An 18,856-nucleotide genomic window follows, 5' to 3' on the forward strand; every position below is an offset into this window, starting at 1 on the left:
ATGGGCTTATGAGTTGTCCTGCTGGATGGAGTGGCTCATCCTTGTCGCACGGCCTAACGGGCAGGTTGTATCAACTGTTTACACTCCCCTCTCACAAAGCCTTGGAATTGCTCATGGCCATGGCTCTCCGGGGAGTCCGGGGCGCTTGGGGCGAATTGCCTCGCGGTGGGGCGCTTCTCCCCTCGTTCACCCTGTGCCGCTTAGACAGGAGAATCTGGAAATACTGTCTGTCCTTTGGACAAGCAAGGGTCCTGGGGTTCACCCGGAGCGAGGGATGGCAGGTGGCACGGTGGAGAACTTTCTCTGCGTTCACCCGTTCCTCGGCGACGCTCATCCTCTCTTCTGGGAGCACGCATGCTCATCGATATGACGCCACGGGCCCTGATGGCCCTGCTGGCCGTGGGTCTGGCCGTACCTTTCACCGTCCAGCAAGTGCTTGGGACGAAGGCGGACACGAACTCCGTGGGAGGCCCCAACCGCTATTTGACGTTTGTCAGCACGGACAAACCGCTGTACCGGCCCGGCGAGCAGGTGCTGGCGCGCGGGGTGATGCTCGAGGCCATCACCCGCAAGCCGAATCCCCAGGCGCAGCAGGCAACCATTGAGATCCGCGGACCCAAGGGGGACGTGGTCACCGCGGCGAGTGTGCAGACCGAGAACTCGGTGTGGGGCTACTCGTGGACGGTGCCCGCCGAGCAGGCAGGCGGCGAGTACACGCTCAAGGTGAGCTACCCATGGACGGGGGAGGCTCCGGCGGAGCGGAAGTTCGACGTGCGGGCCTACCGGGCCCCACGGCTCAAGTCGCAGATCGAGTTCCTCCGGGACGGCTATGGCCCGGGAGACGCCGTCACGGCGACGCTGGACGTGAAGCGCGCGGAGGGCGGCGTGCCTGCGGGAGCGAAGGTGACGGCCACGGCGGTGGTGGACGGCGCCACCGCGGCGCAGGTGACGGGCACGGTGAATGAGAAGGGGCTGTGCACGGTGAGCTTCAAGCTGCCGGCGCGCATCGCTCGCGGCGAGGGCTCGCTGGCCTTCGCCATCGAGGACGGCGGCGTGGTGGAGACGGCGGCGAAGACGATCCCCATCCTCCTGCAGACGCTGGACCTGGTGTTGTACCCGGAGGGAGGCGATCTGGTGGCGGGCCTGCCCTCGCGCGTCTACTTCGAGGCGAAGACGCCAGCGCAGAAGCCCGCGGACCTGGTGGGCGCCATCATTGATCAGGCTACGGGACAGGCGGTGGCGGCGGTGCGCTCCGAGCACGAGGGCCGTGGCCGCTTCGAACTCACGCCGAAGGCGGGAGCGAAGTATGCGCTGCGAATCGACGAGCCGTCGGGCATCCAGAAGACGTTCCCCCTGCCCGAGGTGAAGGCGAAGGGCGCGGTGCTGCGAGTGAGTGAGGACGTGGTGCCTGCGGGCAGGCCTGTCACGCTCTCGGTGGGGCTCTCCGGGGTGAGCCGGGCGAAGCTGACGCTGAGCAAGCGCGAGGTGGAGGTGGCCTCGGCGGAGGTGGGCTCCGGAGACAAAGTCACGCTCGATCCCAAGGACGCGGACGGGGTGCTCGTCGCCACGGTGTGGGACAGGGACGGACGTCCGCTCGCGGAGCGCCTGGTGTTCCGGCAGCCGGCGAAGGCCATCGACGTGGAGTTGCAGTTGGACAAGAAGAGCTACGTGCCGGGAGACACGGTGCAGCTCACGGCTCGGACGACGCAGAACGGCAAGCCGGTGTCCGCTCTGGTGATGCTCACGGTGACGGATGACGCGGTGCTGGAGCTCATCGAGAAGCGGGACCAGGCGCCGCAGCTGCCGGTGATGGTGCTGCTGGAGCCCGAAGTGAAGGAGCTGGCCGACGCGCAGGTGTACCTGGACGAGAAGAACCCAAAGGCGAAGCTGGCGGTGGACCTGCTGCTGGGCACGCAGGGCTGGCGGCGGTTCGCGCTCGCGAATCCCGTGAATTTCGTGGCGCAGCATGGCGACCAGGCGCGGCGCGTGTTCGCGGTGCGAGTGCCTCTGGTGGAGGACCAGGTCGCCCTGCTGGAGGCCATGCCCGCCGCCGCCGTCCCCGCGGGAGCAGCCTTCGGAGGGGCCCCTCCGGCGCCTGCGCCGATGCGCCAGAAGGGCGGCGTGGCGAGAGCAGCTCCACCACCTGCCGTGGCCATGCCCGCGCCTCGGGGTGAGATACAGCCTCGGGCTCCAGCTCCGCAGCCCGTCGAGAACAAGCCTGTTCCTCCCCAGAGGGTTGCGCCCCTGGCTGATGAGCAGATGGCCGAGGCGTCTCGCAAGGCGAAGCGGGAGGAGCAGGAGATGAACTTTCTCGCGAAGGAGGAGCCAGCCCCCAGGCAGATGAACTCCCAGCCGATGGTCTACTTCCGCGAGTACGCGCACACGGTGCGGCCGGGCCGCAAGGCGGGAGACCGGGTGGACTTCTCGGAGACGCTCTTCTGGAACGCGGGCGTGCGCACCTCGCCGAAGACGGGCGAGGCGAAGGTCTCATTCGGGCTGAACGACTCGGTCACTTCGTTCAAGGCGTTCGCCGGAACGGTGGGAGATGACGGTGCACTGGGCTCTGCGGTGGCCTCCATCGAGTCGGTGCAGCCGTTCTACGTGGAGCCGAAGATCCCGCTCGAGGTGACGTCAGGGGACGTGATCCAGCTGCCGGTGGCGCTGGTGAACGGCACCTCTTCACCGCTGAAGGGCGCGGGTGTGACGTTCGACTTCAAGGGCGACGCGCGGGTGGCCTCGATCGGGGCGGTGGACCTGGCGGCCCGGGAGCGTGCGCGGCGCATCGTGGAGATGAAGATCGGCCAGGAGTCCCGGCCGCTCGACCTGAAGCTGACGGCGCGCGCGGGGGACTACGCGGACACGGTGACGCGCACGGTGACCATCAAGCCGAATGGCTTCCCCATCAGTGCCTCGTTCGGCGGACTGTTGTCGGCCCAGAAGCCGGCCTCGCACACGGTGACGTTGCCGGCGAACCTGGTGCGCGGGAGCGTGAAGACGTCCATCGCGGTGTATCCGAGCCCGCTGGCGAACATGACGGAGTCGCTGTCGCGGCTGATCCAGGAGCCGTACGGCTGCTTCGAGCAGACGAGCTCGACGACGTACCCGATGACGATGGCGCAGCAGTACTTCCAGTCGCACAGCGGGGTGGATCCGAAGCTGGTGGCCGCGGCGCGGGAGAAGCTGGAGAAGGGCTACAAGCGGCTGGTGGGCTTCGAGTGCACGGAGAAGGGCTACGAGTGGTTCGGCGAGAACCCGGGGCACGAGGCACTGACGGCGTTCGGACTGCTGCACTTCTCGGACATGAAGCAGGTGCGGGAGGTGGACGCGGCGATGCTGGAGCGCACGCGGGCGTGGCTGCTGAAGCAGCGGGACGGCAAGGGCGGCTTCGAGCGCAAGCGCCGCGCGCTGCACACGTGGATCGAGGACAAGGACACCTCGGACGCGTACATCACCTGGGCGCTGCTGGAGAGCTCTCCCAAGCCCGCGGAGGTGGCGCGAGAGCTGTCGAAGGAGGTGACCTCGCTGAAGGCGGCGGCGGCGAAGAGCCAGAACAGCTACGTGGTGGCGTTGGCGGCAAACGTGATGGCGCTGGCGGGTGAAGGAGCGGAGGCCCGCAAGCTGATGGATCGGCTGGTGGCGAAGCAGGGCAAGGAGGGCGTGGTCGACGGCGGCACGCAGTCCATCGTGGGCAGCATGGGCGAGACGCTGCAGATCGAGACCACGGCGCTGGCGGTGCTGTCCTGGCTGAGGGAGCCGTCCTACGCGGGGAACGTGGAGCGCTCGATGAAGTTCCTGGCGAGTTCGTGCGAGGGTGGCCGTTACGGCTCGACGCAGAGCACGGTGCTGGCGCTGCGAGCCATCGTGGCCTACGACAAGGCGCGAGCGGCGAAGCGGGCTGGAGGCGCGGTGCGTGTCTACGTGAACGGCCAGCCGGTGGGCAGCGCGGTGCGGTACGAGGCATCGGCGCAGGAGGCCATCAAGCTGCCGGACGTGTCCGAGCTGCTCGCTCCGGGCGAGCGGAAGATCGAGCTGCGGATGGAGAGCGGTGCCGAGCTGCCATACTCCATTGAGGTCACCTACAACGCGTTGGTGCCGGACAGCTCGCCGGACACGCGGGTGGCGCTGGAGGTGGCGCTGGCGAAGACGGCGCTGACCGAGGGCGAGCCCACGGAGGCGCGGGTGCTGGTGTCGAACAAGACGGACGAGAAGCTGCCCACGGCGGTGGCCATCTTCGGAGTGCCGGGAGGGCTCGAGGTGCGGCACGACCAGCTGAAGGAGCTGGTGAAGAAGAAGACGGTGGACGCCTACGAGGTGATCGGCCGGGACGTGGTGCTGTACTGGCGAGGCCTGGAGCCGCGAAAGAAGATCGACGTGCCACTGTCGCTGATCGCGGCGGTGCCTGGGACGTACACGGGCCCGGCGAGTCGCGCGTACCTGTACTACGCGGACGATCACAAGACGTGGATCAACGGTTTGAAGGTGTCCATCGCGCCCAAGCAATAGGGCCTCGAGGGCTCACGGGGATACATGCGCCGTCTTCCAGCCACCCTGCGGATGTTGAGTGCAGCCGCGATGCTCGCAGGCTGCACCTGCAAGGCCACCACGCCACCACCCGAGTCCCCTGCTCCCGACGCGAGCCCCCAGGCGGAGCGCAATCCTGGGAACGAGCTCCAGCCGGTGTCGGCGTTCTCCAAGATCGCCGACCCAAAGGAACGCTCGGTGTCGCTCTTCGTGGAGGCAGGCCGGGTGATCACCCATCCCCGCTGCACCAACTGCCATCCCCCGGATGACAGGCCACGGCAGGGAATGGATCAGCACGCGCACATCCCCGCGGTCTCGGGAGGCTCGGATGGACATGGCGCCCCGGGCCTGCCTTGCACGGCGTGCCACCAGTCCACCAACACGACGACCGTGGGAGCCACCCTTCCGAGCATCCCAGGCAATCCGAAGTGGGCCCTGGCTCCGGTGAAGATGGCGTGGCTGGGCCGCTCGCTTGGGCAGATCTGCGAGCAGATCAAGGATCCGAGCCGCAATGGAGGAAAGAGCCTGGCCGCCCTCCAGCACCACATGGCCGAGGACGTCCTGGTCGCATGGGGCTGGACCCCAGGACCGGGCCTGGAGCCAGTACCCGGCACGCAGAAGGCCTTCGGAGAGCTGATCCAGGCCTGGATGGACACCGGCGCCCACTGCCCGAAGCCCTGATCAGCCCTTGCGCACCGCTGCGAGGCGTTCGGGCGTCATCGGCAGCTCGCGAACCCTGAGGCCGGTGGCGTCGAAGATGGCATTGGCCAAGGCGGCGGGAGTGGGGCCCTGTGAGGCCTCCCCTGCCCCGAGGAACGGCTCGCCCGGACGATCGATGATCTCGACTTCGACGGGAGGAACCTCCGAGAAGGTGAGGATCGGATAGGAGCTCCAGTCGCGCGAGAGGATGCGGTGGGCGTCGTACTGGACCGCCTCCTTCAGGCTCCAGCTCAGGGACTGGATCAGCCCGCCCTCGAGCTGATTGGTGAGCCCATCCGGGTTGACCACCTCGCCCGCGTCAGCCGCGAGCACGGCGCGCAGGACCTTCACGACATGGGTCTCGGGGTCGACATGAACCTCGAGGCAGACCGCGCAGTAGCTCGCGAGGTTCTTGTAGCGGGCGAAGGCGATGCCGCGTCCTCGCTGGGGCGAACGGGACCAGGAGGACCAGCCGAACCGCTCGGCCGCCTTGGAGATGACGGCCTTCGCCCGCTCGTCCCGGAGCTGACGGAGCCGGAACTCGACGGGGTCGGCATGCGCCTCATACGCCAGCTCATCCATGAAGGACTCGATGGAGAAGACGTTGGCGTAGGCGCCCAGGGCGCGATGGGAGGAGGTGCGCACGGGCAGTTGGGTGATGAAGTGCGTGGTCACCTTCTGGCCCGGAAACGCATAGAGCGGGATGGCGTTCCGGTCCGCAGCGTAGTTGGGAGGACCACCGTTCTTCGGCGTGGGCGCGGAGAAGGGCGAGGCCAACGACTGGCCCGCGAGCAGGTTTCCGGGGTCCCCGCTCGGCCGCATGCCGTGAGAGGTGGACCAGAGCTCATAGGCCCAGTCGAGCACGTTCCCCTTCGCATCAACGCCTGCACGAACACGGGTGACCATGGCGGGACCGTAGGGTTCGGAGGTGTGCTCGTCCTGGCGGGACCACTGCACGCGAACGGCTCGGCCCGGCAGGGCGTGGGCCAGGAGCGCGGCATCGGCGGCGGCATCGTCCGCGCCATTGTGGCCATAGCAGCCCGCACCATTCATGTGCTGACCCTGGACCTTCTCCTTCGGCACACCGAGCATCTTCGCGATGGCCTCGGTGGTCTCGAAGATGCTCTGGGTGTGGCTGTGCAGGGACAGGACTTCTCCGTCCCACTCCGCCACGGCGCATGACGGGCCGATGGAGGCATGCATCTGATAGGGGCGCCGGTAGCTGGCCTCCAGGGTGCGCACGGGAGCGGAGCCGTCCGCGCGTGGAGTGTCCTGGATGACGATGTCCTGGGCCGGCTGCGCCAGCAACCACGCATAGGGATCGACGGGCAACGAGGCCAGCTCCCGCCACCGAGCAGCGCGGGCGAGGCTCTCGGCGGCCCGGATGGCCTGCCACTCCCTGGCGGAGATCACTCCCAGGAAGTTGCCGTCGCGCACCACCTTGAGGACGCCCGGCATGCGCTCCACGGAGGCCGTATCCACCTCGAGGAGTGCCGCTCCTGGAGAGGGCACGCGCACCACCCGGCCATGCACCAGATTCGCGGGCCGGTGGTCCTGCACGAAGATGGCTTCGCCGGTGACCTTGGGAGGCAGATCGCGCCGAGGAATGGAGCGGCCCACATAGCGCCGCTCCGAAACGGGCTTGGAAGCCACGGAGCCCGTCGCCTCTCGGTTGAGCTGACGGCCTCCGATGAGGCTCCAATAGGTAACCTTGCGCCCGCTCGAGGTGTCCGAGATCGTCCCATCGACCACGCGCAGCCGCGAGACCGGAGCCTTCAACTGCTTGCCCGCCATGTCCACGAGGATGGAACGGACCTCGGCCGCGGCTTGACGCACCGCCGTCCCTCCTTCAGGAGTCGACATGCTGCCAGCGGTCACGCCCTGACGCGGAGAGAGCGTGGTGCTGCCCGAGACGATCTCCAGCCGTGAGAGTTCGATGTCCAGCTCATCGGCGCAGATCTGCCCGAGCGCCGTGAGGATGCCCTGACCGAGTTCCACCTTGCCCGTCTTGAGGGTGACGACGCCGTCGGCGCCGATGCGCAGCCAGGCATCGAGCTGGCGGTTCTTCGCCAGATCATTGGGCATCTTCTTCGAGCCCTGTTCCGCACCGATGACGCGCGAACCAGCGAGGGCAAAGGCCAGCACCAGCGAGCCCTTCAAGACCGAGCGGCGAGTAACAGGGGTGCTCATCGCGCCATGGCCTCCGCGGCGCGCTTCACAGCTCGGACGATGCGGTTGTGCGAACCACACCGGCACAGGTTGGCATCGAGGGCGGTGCGGATCTCCGCCTCGGAGGGGTTGGGCTTTTGTCGCAGCAGCCCTGCCGCCGCCATGATCATGCCTGGAATGCAGTAGGCGCACTGTCCCGCCTGCTCCTCCAGGAAGGCGCTCTGAAGGGGGTGCAGCGCGCCATCAAGCGCACGCATTCCTTCCAGGGTGGTGATCGACTGCTCACGCAGCGAGCCGGCCGGGACGAAGCACGAGCGCAACGGAGCCCCATCCCTGAGCACGGTACAGGCGCCGCACTGCCCCACGCCGCAGCCATATTTGGCCCCATTCAGCCCGAGCTCATCGCGGAGGACATAAAGGAGCGGAGTGCCCTCGTCGGCATCGATGACATGGCTCTTGCCGTTGATGGTCAGGGTGAACGCCATCGGCACACCTCCTGCCCGCGTTCGGTCCTGCTGCGACAGGGGCGACGATCGGGTCAGAGGAAGCTACCAGGGCACGGATCCGCCGGAGCCGTGAGCCCCTGCCATCTCTCCTATGCCGGACACTTCCGGCTCAGGTGGGCAGAGGCTTCACGACGAGCTGCTTGGAGGCGAGGAACTCGGGGTTGAACACCTTGGAGGTGTAGCGGCTGCCGTGATCGCACAGCAGGGTGACGATGCGCAGCCCCTGCCCGCGATGCTTGAGCGCCACTTCATAGGCGGCGCGGACATTGATGGCCGCGGAGGTACCCACCACCAGCGCATCCTCGCGAGCCAGGTGGTAGAGCATCTCGATCATGTCCTGATCAGTCAGGCGCATGGCCTCGTCGACATGGGAGCGGCGGAAGTTCTCGGTGAGGCGCATGATGCCGATGCCCTCGGTGATGGAGGTGCCCGAGCCCTCCATCTTCCCCTCGCGCACCCAGCAATAGAGGCCGGAGCCCAGAGGGTCCACCATCACCACGCGGAGTGCGGGGTTCTTCTCCTTGAGGTAGCGGCTCACGCCGGAGATGGTCCCGCCGCTGCCCACGGAGCAGACGAGGATGTCGAGGCGACCTTCGCACTGCTCCCACAGCTCGGGGCCGGTGGTCTGATAGTGGAAGTCGCCGTTGGCGGTGTTCTCGAACTGATTGGCCCAGAACCAACCGTGCTGCTCGGAGAGCGTGCGGGCGCTGTGGAAGAAGTGGCTGGGGTTGGAGAACGGCACGGCGGGGACCTTGCGGACCTCGACGCCCATGGCCTCGAGGAGCTCGTATTTCTCGCGGGCCTGGTTGTCGGGCATGGTGACGACGACGCGATAGCCACGCTCACGGCCGAGCAGGCCCAGACCGATGCCGGTGTTGCCGGCGGTGCCCTCGACGATGGTGCCGCCGGGGGAGAGCTTCCCCTCGGCCTCGGCGCGCTGGATCATTCCCTTGGCGGCGCGGTCCTTGATACTGCCGCCGGGGTTCATGAACTCGGCCTTGCCGAGAATGTCGCAGCCGGTGAGGCGGGACAGCGAGCCGATGCGCAGCAGCGGCGTGTTGCCGACTGCATCCCAGAGTGAACCGATCCGTGGTGCCATGAGTCTTTCTACCGCGCCGTGTTGAGGGCGGCTTCGATGCGGGCCTTCTCCGCGATCATCAGGTTGCGCACGTGCTCAAGCAGGGCCTGCACATTGCCCTGGAAGGGGGCAGGGTCGACGGGCGGCATGACCTGGACGTGGCAGTTGGCGGAGGTCTGCAGCTTGAGCCCGTGCTTGGGCAGGGTCTTCGCGGTGCCGGTGAGGACCACGGGGATGACGGGGCACTGCATCTTCACGGCGAGTTGGAAGGCACCCTCCTTGAAGGCCTTGATGTTGCCATCGGGGGAGCGGGTGCCCTCGGGGAACAGGAGCACGGGGACACCCCGAGCAATCCACCGCTCGCACAGGGCCATCATGCGGCCGACGCTCTCGCGGTCCCCGCGCACGAGGGGGACGTAGCGGTTGAGCCACATGTTCCAGCCGATGAAGGGGAGCTTGAAATTGGAGGCCTTGGAGACCCACTTGAAGGGCCGGTAGAGGCCAAAGAGCACGAGGATGTCGCCCAGGGACTCGTGGTTGGCGACGAGAACGGCGGGGCCACGCCAGGGCAGGTGCTCACGTCCATCCACGCGCTGGCGCCAGAGCGGGTTGACGTACATGTAGAGCTGGGCCCAGAAGCACGAGTACAGGTGGAGAACGAGCCCATTGCGGTCGAACGGGAGCGTGACGGCCCACAGCACCAGTGCTCCGAGGAAGAGCACCAGACTCGAGAGCGCCAGGAACGACCAGAAGACGATGGAGAACAGGAGCCGGATAGCGCGAAGCAGTGTGCCACACACCGGCCTCCTTGGAGCAAGAACTCACTCCTGTACAAATGACCTGGATGGACACCCCATGACTCAAACGAAGAAACCCGCGAAGGACTGGCGTCCCAAGCTCACGTCCATCGACGATCCCATCGCGGACGACTACTGGTCCTACAGGGCAGAGGACGGAGCAAAGAGAACCTCTCGCATCACCATCGGCCGCCCTGCGCAGCTTGAAGACGGAACACACTGGTACTGCCCGATGTACTTCGAGCACGTCACTCAAGGAATCGACTACTCCTTCGGCGTGGGACCAGTCGACGCACTGATGAACGCCATGTATTTCGTCCGCAGGCGCTTCTACGAGTTCGAGGATGTGACCCCCCGCGCGAAGCCCCAAGCTTCCGCCAAGCGCACCCGGCCGCGTCCGAGTCGCACCGCCCGGAAAGCCGTCAGGCGACCTTGAAGCACGTCACAGGACACTCGCTCTCGACGCTCTCGGCATTCCCTCCCCTGGCCGGCTTCGTCACCTTCGCCGAGATGACCACCATGCTCCCAAGCTTCCGCAGCACGGGCAGTGACAGCAGTGCGTAGTCCGCTGCATGCAGCACGCCGACGACGAGCCGACGTGCCTCGGAGGCCCGCTCGTAGGTGCTCCCGCGCAACACGAAGCGGTTGAACCAGCTCAGCAGCGCGAAGTGCCGCAGCCTCGCGCCCGGCAGCTTCCCGAGGATCACCTCCAGCTCGGAGGCCTGTAGCGGCCGCTCATCCGGCGTGGCGCCGTCATGAATCGGAATGTGCGCACGCAGGCGGCGCAACATCGAGCTGAGGCTGAGCGGCTCGGAGAACACCACCCGCGCCCCTGGCTTCGCCCACTGCACCAGCCGCTCCAGCACCGTCTCCAGCTCGGGAATCAGGTGGTGCAGGATGCCGTCGCCCCAGATGACGTCGAAGCTGTTCTCAGGGAACTCGGCCACCTCCAGCGGTGAGCAGAGGAAACGCACCCGATCCTCCACTCCCGCCATCCGCGCGCGCTCGGTCGCCAGCCGGATAGACCGTGGCGAGATGTCGATTCCGGTCACTCGCGCTCCCCTGCTCGCCAACAGGATCGCGTTGGTGCCATCCCCGCAGCCCACATCCAGCACGTGCTGGCCATGCAGCTCTCCCAAGAGTTCGAAGCGGAACTCCTTGTGGAACCACGGGCGCAGCCGTCCCGCGTACCTCCGCACAACCTCCGGCTCCACCGGAGAAACGCCCCGGAGCTTCACTTCCGCCAGCCGATCAAAGAACGCCGCTTCCGATACCCACCGCTCCGCCCTCATGTGTCTCCCCCACCATTCGAGTGGTCTCATCTGGGAAATGCCTCAGCCTCACTGGGTGGACGAATCTTTCGGATCACCCATCTCACCGGTCAGGCGGATGTCGTACAGCTGACGTCTCCTGTGCGCCACGAGGCGTCCGCGATTCTCCGCACCGGCGCGGGAACCTTTCGGAAAAGGCGGTGTCAGTTCTCTCAGCAAGTAAGCAAGCAGGGAGCCGCCACCATGGCCATTCCGCTGACAATCAAGGTCTTCAAGGGCGAGACGCTCGTTACCTCGCAGGATTTCGAGCGCGACATCATCAAGATCGGTCGCCTTTCCTCCGCACACCTGCGCCTGGATGACGAAACGGTCAGCCGGGTCCACTCCGTCCTCGAGGCTTCGGCCGATGGCTCGCTGTCCGTCATCGACATGGGCAGCGTCGAGGGCACCTACGTCAACGGCAAGCGCGTCAACAAGGGCCGCGTCACCTTCGGCGACGAGATCCGCCTGGGTGGCACCACCCTGCGCCTGGAGAACCCGGCTGCGGTCGCCGCTGTGAACCTCGCCTCCGCCGTGGCGAGCACCGAAGTCCCCGTGCAGGTCGCAGCCGTGACTCCGGAAGTCACACTGCCTCCCGCTCCCGCTCCTACCCCCGCGGTTGAGCCGTCCCCTACACTCTCTGCGCAGCCCGAACTCGCGTCGACACCAGCCGAGGTGCCTCTGCCTCAGCCCGCGCCTCGCATCCGCGAACACCGAACAGGCCGGGCGAGCGGCCCCATGGGTGTGTCGCTGAGCTTCGTGTGGGGCGACCAGCGCGTCGGAGAGTTCTTCCTGCCTCCTGACCAGAAGAAGTCCTTCACCGCGGGTAGCGCCCAGGGCGTGGACTTCGTGATGGGAGACTCGCGTCTCGGCAGCCCGCGCCTGGAGGTGCTGCGCACCGACGGGCAGACATACACCGTCTGCTTCACCGGCAAGATGAAGGGCGAACTCATCCGCGACGCGGAGACCCTGACCCTCGAGGCGGTCATCGAGTCCGGCAAGGCCTCGCATGAAGACACCACGTACATACTGGCGCTCCAAACGGACGATGTCTTCTGGGTGGATCTGGGCGGAGTAACGCTAGAGGTGTGCTTCCAGCCCGTGCCCAAGCGCGTCCACGTCCCACTAGCCGAGTCAGTGGACTACCGCGCGCTGAACATCTTCCTGGTGATGTTCTTCGCCGCGACGATGTTCGTGATCAGCGCGATGAACCGGACCGGCGGGGACGAGTCTTTCGCGGACGAACTCTCCGGCGATCAGTCGCGGCTGACGAAGCTGATCATCAAGCAGTCCGAGCCGCAGAAGAACCACTTCCTGGCCAAATTGAACGAGCAGAAGGAACAGAAACGGGCCACCACTCAGAAGCCCACTGATCCGCAGAGGCCGCTGCGCAGGACGCAGGACAAGCAGCGCACCTCCACGAGCACGATGACGTCGAAGGACAAGGCGCAAGCGCTCGTGAAGAATCTGCTGGGCGGTCCAGGCAAGGGGCTGGCGAACCTCTTCGGTTCCACAGGTAAGGGCAACGAACTCAAGAACGCCGTCAGCAACGTGAGCGCGATGCTGGGCACCCCGGGAGGCTTCGGCACCCTGGTGACGAAGAGCGGTCCGGGTGGCCCGGGCGGTGGCACCGGCAGCACCATCGGCCTGGGGCCTCTGGGAACCCAGGGCCGCGCGGGCGGCAATCAGAACTACGGCACACCCACGGGGCTCACGGGCAAGCAGAGCGTGGACGTGGCCATCGCCGCCTCGGAGCCGGAGATCAAGGAGGGCACCCTGGACAAGGATCTCGTCCGCAAGGTCATCCAGGACCACAAGCAACAGATCCGCGCCTGCTTCGAGAGCCTGCTCAACCAGTACCCGGACCTGAACGGTAAGGTGCAGACCCAGTTCACCATCGGGCCCCAGGGACAGGTGCTCCAGTCGAAGGTGGCGCAGTCCAGCACGGGCAGCAGGGAGTTGGACTCGTGCGTGGCCAACCACGTGCGCCTCTGGGAGTTCCCCAAGCCCAAGGGCGGCGGCATCGTCGTGGTCAGCTACCCCTTCATCTTCAAGCAGTCCGGCCGGTAGGGCTCACGGGAGCGAGCATTCCGATGGAGCCCGCTCCCGGTTCCCACGGCGAACGGCCGCTGCCCGTCCTCTACTTGGTGAGCGCGTCCACGCGGAAGGTGCAGCCGAAGTGGTCCACGCCCTCGATCATGATGTAGGCCTTACCGGCCACGGGGTTGGTGATGGTGCAGACCGCGGGCAGCGTCGAGTTGCTCGTGGCGCAGTCCACTGCGCCAGGCACCGCGGGAGCATCTCCCTGACGGACATAGAGATTGAACGGGCCAGTCTCCCACGCGCTTGTCTGGGTGGCGGTCACCTGGAGCCGCTTCTTGCCCGCCGGCACATCTACTTCGTACACGGTGCGTGCCAGTCGATTGGCCGAGATGGACACCGGCGTCGCGAGCGAGATGGGATTGCTGTAGTACGCGTGCAGCGTGGCGCCGGAGAACGCCTCAAAGCCATAGACGAGGACATAGTACGGCTCGTCGTCTCCCACGCCGGTATACGCGCAGTTCTCCTTATTGCCCACCGAATCGCTCAGGCAGTCATAATCGGAGAACGTGGGCTCGGCGAAGGCCTTCACGTAGAGGTCCGCGTCACCACTGCCCCCTCGCAACGTGAAGCTCAATTTCGCCGCGGGCGCCGGGTTGACCAGGCGGAAGGACTGCACCGAGCCCAGTCCGCCCTGCACCGTCACCGGATAGCCATTGAAGATATCCGTGGAGAGCGCTTGGGCCCGGGCCACCAACTCCGGCTCCACCTGGGGCGCCACCTTGCCTTCGGTCCCCGGAAGCGGTTCGCCACAACCAACGACAGACATCGAGATCAGGGCCACTGCGGACACTGCACGGGCGAGGTGCATTGACACTCCATGCTTGGGTTGGAGCGCACACAGTAGTGGCCAACACCGCACCGATTGTCACAAGCCAGAAACTTCTTCCAATCCCTCCATGAAAAGACACCAGGGGCCCTTGAGAAGAATCCCCCTCTCGCGAAACCCCTGGTGCCTGGAACCGCATCAGCGGGAGATCAGAGCTCGCAGATGGACGCGTTGGCGTCGTTCACGTCCCGGTTGTTGGTGACGTAGACGACGGAGCAGGAGGGTCCGCCACACGAGTTGATGCCCGGGTCCGTGCTGTCACCGCAGCCATCGCGATCGACATCCTTGTACCAGCGCAGCACCTGGTACGCGCCGGCGTTGGAGTCGTTGCAGTCATCCGGTGTGGCGAGCAGGTACTTTCCCTGGACGAGCACCTTTCCCGTCAGGGGATCCTTGAGGTCGCTCGGATCGGAGCACCAGCGGAGCTGGAAGCCCGTACCCGCATGCCCATCCTTGTCCGCATCGCCGTACCACAGGGGAGCGCCTCCGTTGGCAACAGGCAAGGCCGGGTCCACGTCGTTCGTGTCCCCGTCGCAGTCATTGTCCACCTGGTTGGCATAGGTCCCTGCCTCGCAGATCTCCGGACGGCCGGGGTTCACGTTCGGGTTGCTGTCATTGCAATCCAACTCGCGCTCGACATAGCCCGGGAGAGTGGAGCACCGCGTGAGCGTGTTCGTCCGGTCGCCGTAGGTATCCCCATCCGCATCGCGGTACCAGACCTTGGCGTTGACGCCGTTCTCCGTGTTGCCATCGCAGTTGTTGTCCACCTGGGTCTGGCTCGCGGGCTCGCACACCTCGGCCTGGGACGGGTTGATGCTGGAGCTGCTGTCGTTGCAGTCCGTCTTGTTGCCGACATAGCCCGAGACGATCATGCGGCAGGCCACCACGGGCGAGGCGGAGGCATTGCCGAACCCATCGCCATCCGCATCGGGGTACCACGCGGTGGTGGCAATCCCCTCGTCCACGCTGCCGTCGCAGTCATTGTCCAGGCCATCGCACACCTCCGTGCCACCCGGCTTCACGGTGGCATCGCCGTCATTGCAGTCGGCATGGCTGGCCACATAGCCGGCAGGGGCGGAGCAGGCGCTGACGCTGAAGGCCGCGTTGGTGGTGCCCACGCCATCGCCATCGGAGTCCGCGTACCACACGCTCAGCACGCCCTCGTCCACGACGCCATCGCAGTCATTGTCCTTCCCATCGCAGACCTCGGTGGCGCCGGGCTTCACGGAGGCGCTCGCGTCGTTGCAATCCTGGTTGCTCGCGACGTAGCCGGTGGGAGCCGTGCACGCGCTGACGAAGACGTAGGGGCTGCCGTACCCGTCATGGTCGGAGTCCAGGAAGAAGCTCGCCTTCACTCCCTCGTCCGTGTCGAAGTTGCAGTTGTTGTCCAGGCCATCGCAGACCTCGGCCTTGCCCGGGTACATCTGCGCGCCGTTCGTCGTCGAGTCGTTGCAGTCGTCACTGAGCGTGGAGTAACCCGCAGGCTTGCTGCAGGCCTGGGCGGTCTGCGCGGGCACACCATGTCCGTCGCCGTCCGCGTCGCGGAAGTAGGTCGTCAGCACTCCCTCGTCCACGGCACCGTCGCAGTTGTTGTCCTTGCTGTCGCAAACCTCCGCGGCCCCCGGATGGGTGATGGCGAGGGTGTCATCGCAGTCCGTGTTGTTGCTCACATGGTTCGCTGGCGCCACGCAGGCCTGGACGGCACTCGCGTTGCGGCCGTAGCCGTCAGCGTCGCCGTCGGGATACCAGGTCGGCCAGAGGCTCTGATCCTCATCCACGTTCCCATCGCAGTTGTTGTCCTTGTTGTCGCAGACCTCCGCGGCGAACTGGTGGATGGAGCTGTCATGGTCCGTGCTGTAGTTGGGATCCGTGTTGCCGGCGGGCGGATCGCACTCCAGACCATCGAACTGGCTGAAGTCGATCCATCCCGAGGAGCTGGGGGGCGTGCAGCCCAGGTACGCGGTACTGAAGTAGATGTACTCGTCCCCGTCCGCGTCCTCGAACCACGTCTTCATGTCCACCGCGTTGTCATCCACCGACCCGTTGCAGTCGTTGTCCTTGTTGTCACAGACCTCGGCGGCACCGGGATAGCTGTTGGCATCCGTGTCATCACAGTCGCCGCTGATCAGGGCCTTCTTGCTGCCAGCCGCGGGCTCGCCGCAGGTGCGTGCCGCCCCCGTGCTCGTGCCGAAGCGGTCACTGTCATTGTCCGGGTACCACCAGCGGGGGCCATATCCGAGCACCACATAGACCGCGCCAGCTCCCGAGGAGAAACCAGGTGCGCCAACGGCGAAGTCCGCTGAGCCGTCATCGTTCACGTCTCCGAGCGCCACCAGCGCCCGGCCTGTCTCGCTGGCCGCCGCCGCGCCTCCGTAGCGGGCCGTCGCCGCCAACGAGCTGTTGCCCGCGAACCGCGACGCGGTGCCGTACACCACGTACACGGCGCCGGTGTTGCTGGTGTGTCCGGGGGCTCCGATGAGCAGATCATTGAAGCCATCGCCATTGATGTCTCCGGGACCCACGATGGCCGTGCCCGCCAGGTCGGAGGCCACGCCGGTGAAGCGAGGCTGGGAGGCCAGGGAGCTGGGCGTAGCCACAGGACCCAGGGAGCTTCCGCCATACACCAGGTAGGCCTTGCCGGCCGCGGTGCTCGAGCCCGGCGCGCCGATGAGCAGATCCGCGACGCCGTCCTTGTCCACGTCGCCCGCATTGCTCACCGCGGAGCCCGCGAGCTCTCCCGCGACGGAGCCGGTGAAGACGAGCAGGTTCGCCGAGGAGAAGCTTTGGACTCCGGACAGCGGGCCGAAGAACACGAACACCGCGCCCGAGTCCGTCAGGGCCCCCGCGTCATAGCGAGGCGCACCCACGACCAGGTCGTTGCTTCCGTCCCCGTTCAGGTCGAGCACCGCCACGGAGGAACCCGCCTGATAGTTGCTCTGCGTGAGCCCTCCCAGCAGCTTGATGGGTGCGCTGCCGAGCAGACCGGCCGAGGAAGGCGTCACCGGGCCGGGCTGGACGAAGACCGCACCGGTGTCCGTGTAGGTCGTGCTCGTATCGTAGAAGGGAGCGCCGACGATCAGGTCCGCCACACCGTCGCCGGTGACATCCCCCACCGTCACAGCCGTGCCCGACTGCTCCAGCGGGGTGAAGCCCTTGAGGCGAGGACTGGTCGTGGTGAGCGCCTTGTCACCGCCGTTGATCAGGCCGGAGTCCACCGGGTAGACGATGCCCAGGTTGCTGGAATAGGCGGGCGCGCCCAGCACGAGATCATCCCCCGAACCCGAGATGAAGTCCCCCGCCGCCACGGCGGTGCCCAGGCGGTTGGCCGCCACCTCGCCCTCGAAGCGCGTGGTGTAGCTGCGGATGTCCAACGGCTGAGCCAGAGGGAGCACCTGGGTATAGCCCTTGAGCGTGGTGCCTGATCCAGGTGAGCCCACGATGAGTTCCCGGGAAGCACCGCCGCCGGGCTCACGTACGGCCAGTGAGGATCCCGTGCGAGTGCCCGCCAGGCCCAGAAAACGCCTCTCTACCTGGGTGGGAAGTGCTGTCGCCGCAGCGAGGGGCAGCTTGCAGAGCGGATCTCCCGGCAGCTCTTGCACCACTGTCGCTGAGGGGTGTTCCTCTGTCTTCTTGGGCTCAGCGTCGGTACACGCCGCGAATGCCATACCTGACAGCAGCAATGCCAATCGTCTCTTCAATGCCAACTCCTGGGTGAGGGGCTCGATGCAACGGATTGGCTCCTTAGCCCACACCCGAAGTGAACACAGTCAATAACAGGCTTCTTCGGACCATCTTGAAAAACCGGAACGCGTCACGTACGCTCGACCTTTCGAGATCACTCGCTCGCCCGGGCGTCAAGGTCTCGGGGGTGGTCTATCCGCGCCCACGGAGGCCCGAGTATCATCCGAGCCATGAGCCCTCCACTCCCCCAATCGCGTTACGGAAATGGGAACGGCGTGCTGATACATGGCGACGGCCGCGCCGTGGACTCCTTGGAGAAGGAAGAGGTGCTGGCCCTGCTCGCGAAGGCCGGCTTCATCGTCTTCCGAGGATTCAGCGCGGATCTCTCTTCGTTCTCCCGCTTCGTCCAGCGCCTGAGCGTTCGCGTCACGCTTGATCCCGCGCGCCAGTTCCACGGCGGCAAGGTCGCCCAGAAGGTGGATGCCGGCTACGACGCCATCGGCCTGCACTGCGAGAACGGCAACAACCCCTTCCAGCCCCACCTGTGCTGGTTCTTCTGCGAGAAGGCCGCCACGGAGGGCTCGCAGACCACCGTCTGTGACGGCAACCTGGTCTGGGACGCCCTCTCCGCCTCCACGCGCGAGCGCTTCCTGGCCCAGCCCATCCAGTACAGCCGCCACGTGGAGGCAGCGAAGTGGAAGTTCTTTGTCTTCCACTCTCTCCAGGGACGCAAGCCGCTCGAGCAGATCGAGTACAGCGATCTGGCCGCCATCTACGAGGGACACCAGGGCGCCAGCGCGGAGCTCAAGCCGGACGGCGCCATCCACTACACCTACCAGGTGCCCGCCGCCCACCCGACCCAGTTCTCGGATCGGATCGCCTTCGCCAACAGCATGCTGGGGCCTTCGTACAACTACGAGAAGCCGAAGATCACCTTCGCGGACGACTCGCCCATCCCCGAGCCGATCTTGAAGGAGATCGCCGAAGTCTCCGAGCGGCTCACGGAGAACATCGAGTGGCAGAACGGTGAAGTGGTGCTGATCGACAACACCCGGGTGATGCACGGCCGACGCGCGATCAAAGACCCCCAGAGAACCATCTACAACGCGCTGAGCTTCCTCCGGTGAGGCTCCGTCCGGGCGCACGCCTGGACCGGGGCCCCAACA

Annotated in this window: 12 protein-coding genes; 5 read left to right on the forward strand and 7 right to left on the reverse strand. The window is 66.3% G+C overall.

Annotated features, from left to right (window positions below; genetic code table 11):
• The first annotated feature begins 354 nt into the window (after nt 1-354).
• A complete protein-coding gene (locus KY501_RS20095; protein ID WP_224364821.1) occupies nt 355-4,503 on the forward strand; it encodes an MG2 domain-containing protein in 4,149 nt (1,382 codons plus the stop codon).
• 24 nt (nt 4,504-4,527) lie between these two features.
• Entirely contained in the window at nt 4,528-5,202 is a 675-nt protein-coding gene (locus KY501_RS20100) for an Isoquinoline 1-oxidoreductase subunit (protein ID WP_224364822.1), read from the forward strand.
• Here KY501_RS20100 and KY501_RS20105 read toward each other — a convergent pair whose 3' ends face one another.
• From KY501_RS20105 to KY501_RS20120, 4 genes are all read right to left on the reverse strand, one after another.
• Nucleotides 5,203-7,410, reverse strand: a complete 2,208-nt coding sequence (locus tag KY501_RS20105) for a xanthine dehydrogenase family protein molybdopterin-binding subunit (RefSeq protein WP_224364823.1) — start codon at nt 7,408-7,410, stop codon at nt 5,203-5,205.
• Nucleotides 7,407-7,874: a (2Fe-2S)-binding protein gene (locus tag KY501_RS20110; protein WP_224364824.1), complete on the reverse strand. Its 468-nt coding sequence runs from the start codon at nt 7,872-7,874 to the stop codon at nt 7,407-7,409. Before KY501_RS20110 ends, KY501_RS20105 begins: the two co-directional genes overlap by 4 nt.
• Nucleotides 7,875-8,004: 130 nt before the next feature.
• Nucleotides 8,005-8,994: a cysteine synthase A gene (locus KY501_RS20115; RefSeq protein WP_224364825.1), complete on the reverse strand. Its 990-nt coding sequence runs from the start codon at nt 8,992-8,994 to the stop codon at nt 8,005-8,007.
• Between the two features lie 8 nt (nt 8,995-9,002).
• Complete coding sequence (locus KY501_RS20120; RefSeq protein ID WP_373691623.1) at nt 9,003-9,773, reverse strand: lysophospholipid acyltransferase family protein; 771 nt, start codon at nt 9,771-9,773, stop codon at nt 9,003-9,005.
• A 55-nt stretch (nt 9,774-9,828) separates the two neighbouring features.
• On the opposite strand from KY501_RS20120, the gene KY501_RS20125 reads away from it, so the two are divergent.
• Nucleotides 9,829-10,206: a hypothetical protein gene (locus KY501_RS20125; RefSeq protein WP_224364826.1), complete on the forward strand. Its 378-nt coding sequence runs from the start codon at nt 9,829-9,831 to the stop codon at nt 10,204-10,206.
• On the opposite strand, the gene KY501_RS20130 is transcribed toward KY501_RS20125, so the two are convergent.
• Nucleotides 10,193-11,062 (reverse strand): class I SAM-dependent methyltransferase, encoded by an 870-nt coding sequence (locus KY501_RS20130; protein ID WP_224364827.1) that lies wholly within the window; start codon nt 11,060-11,062, stop codon nt 10,193-10,195. The genes KY501_RS20125 and KY501_RS20130 overlap by 14 nt on opposite strands.
• 222 nt (nt 11,063-11,284) lie before the next feature.
• On the opposite strand from KY501_RS20130, the gene gltG reads away from it, so the two are divergent.
• Nucleotides 11,285-13,150: an adventurous gliding motility protein GltG gene (gene gltG, locus KY501_RS20135; protein ID WP_224364828.1), complete on the forward strand. Its 1,866-nt coding sequence runs from the start codon at nt 11,285-11,287 to the stop codon at nt 13,148-13,150.
• A 70-nt stretch (nt 13,151-13,220) separates the two neighbouring features.
• Here the strand turns inward: gltG and KY501_RS20140 are convergent, their stop codons facing one another.
• On the reverse strand, nt 13,221-13,991 hold the full coding sequence (locus KY501_RS20140; protein WP_224364829.1) for a PPC domain-containing protein: 771 nt from the start codon (nt 13,989-13,991) through the stop codon (nt 13,221-13,223).
• Nucleotides 13,992-14,158: 167 nt separating this feature from the next.
• The gene (locus tag KY501_RS20145; RefSeq protein WP_224364830.1) at nt 14,159-17,707 is read right to left on the reverse strand and encodes a MopE-related protein; all 3,549 of its coding nucleotides are present in this window, start codon (nt 17,705-17,707) and stop codon (nt 14,159-14,161) included.
• 213 nt (nt 17,708-17,920) lie between these two features.
• Between KY501_RS20145 and KY501_RS20150 the strand changes: the two genes are divergently transcribed.
• Nucleotides 17,921-18,817, forward strand: a complete 897-nt coding sequence (locus KY501_RS20150; RefSeq protein WP_224364831.1) for a TauD/TfdA family dioxygenase — start codon at nt 17,921-17,923, stop codon at nt 18,815-18,817.
• Nucleotides 18,818-18,856: the final 39 nt, after the last annotated feature.

It is taken from the genome of Hyalangium versicolor, assembly GCF_020103695.1.
Taxonomy (GTDB): domain Bacteria; phylum Myxococcota; class Myxococcia; order Myxococcales; family Myxococcaceae; genus Hyalangium; species Hyalangium versicolor.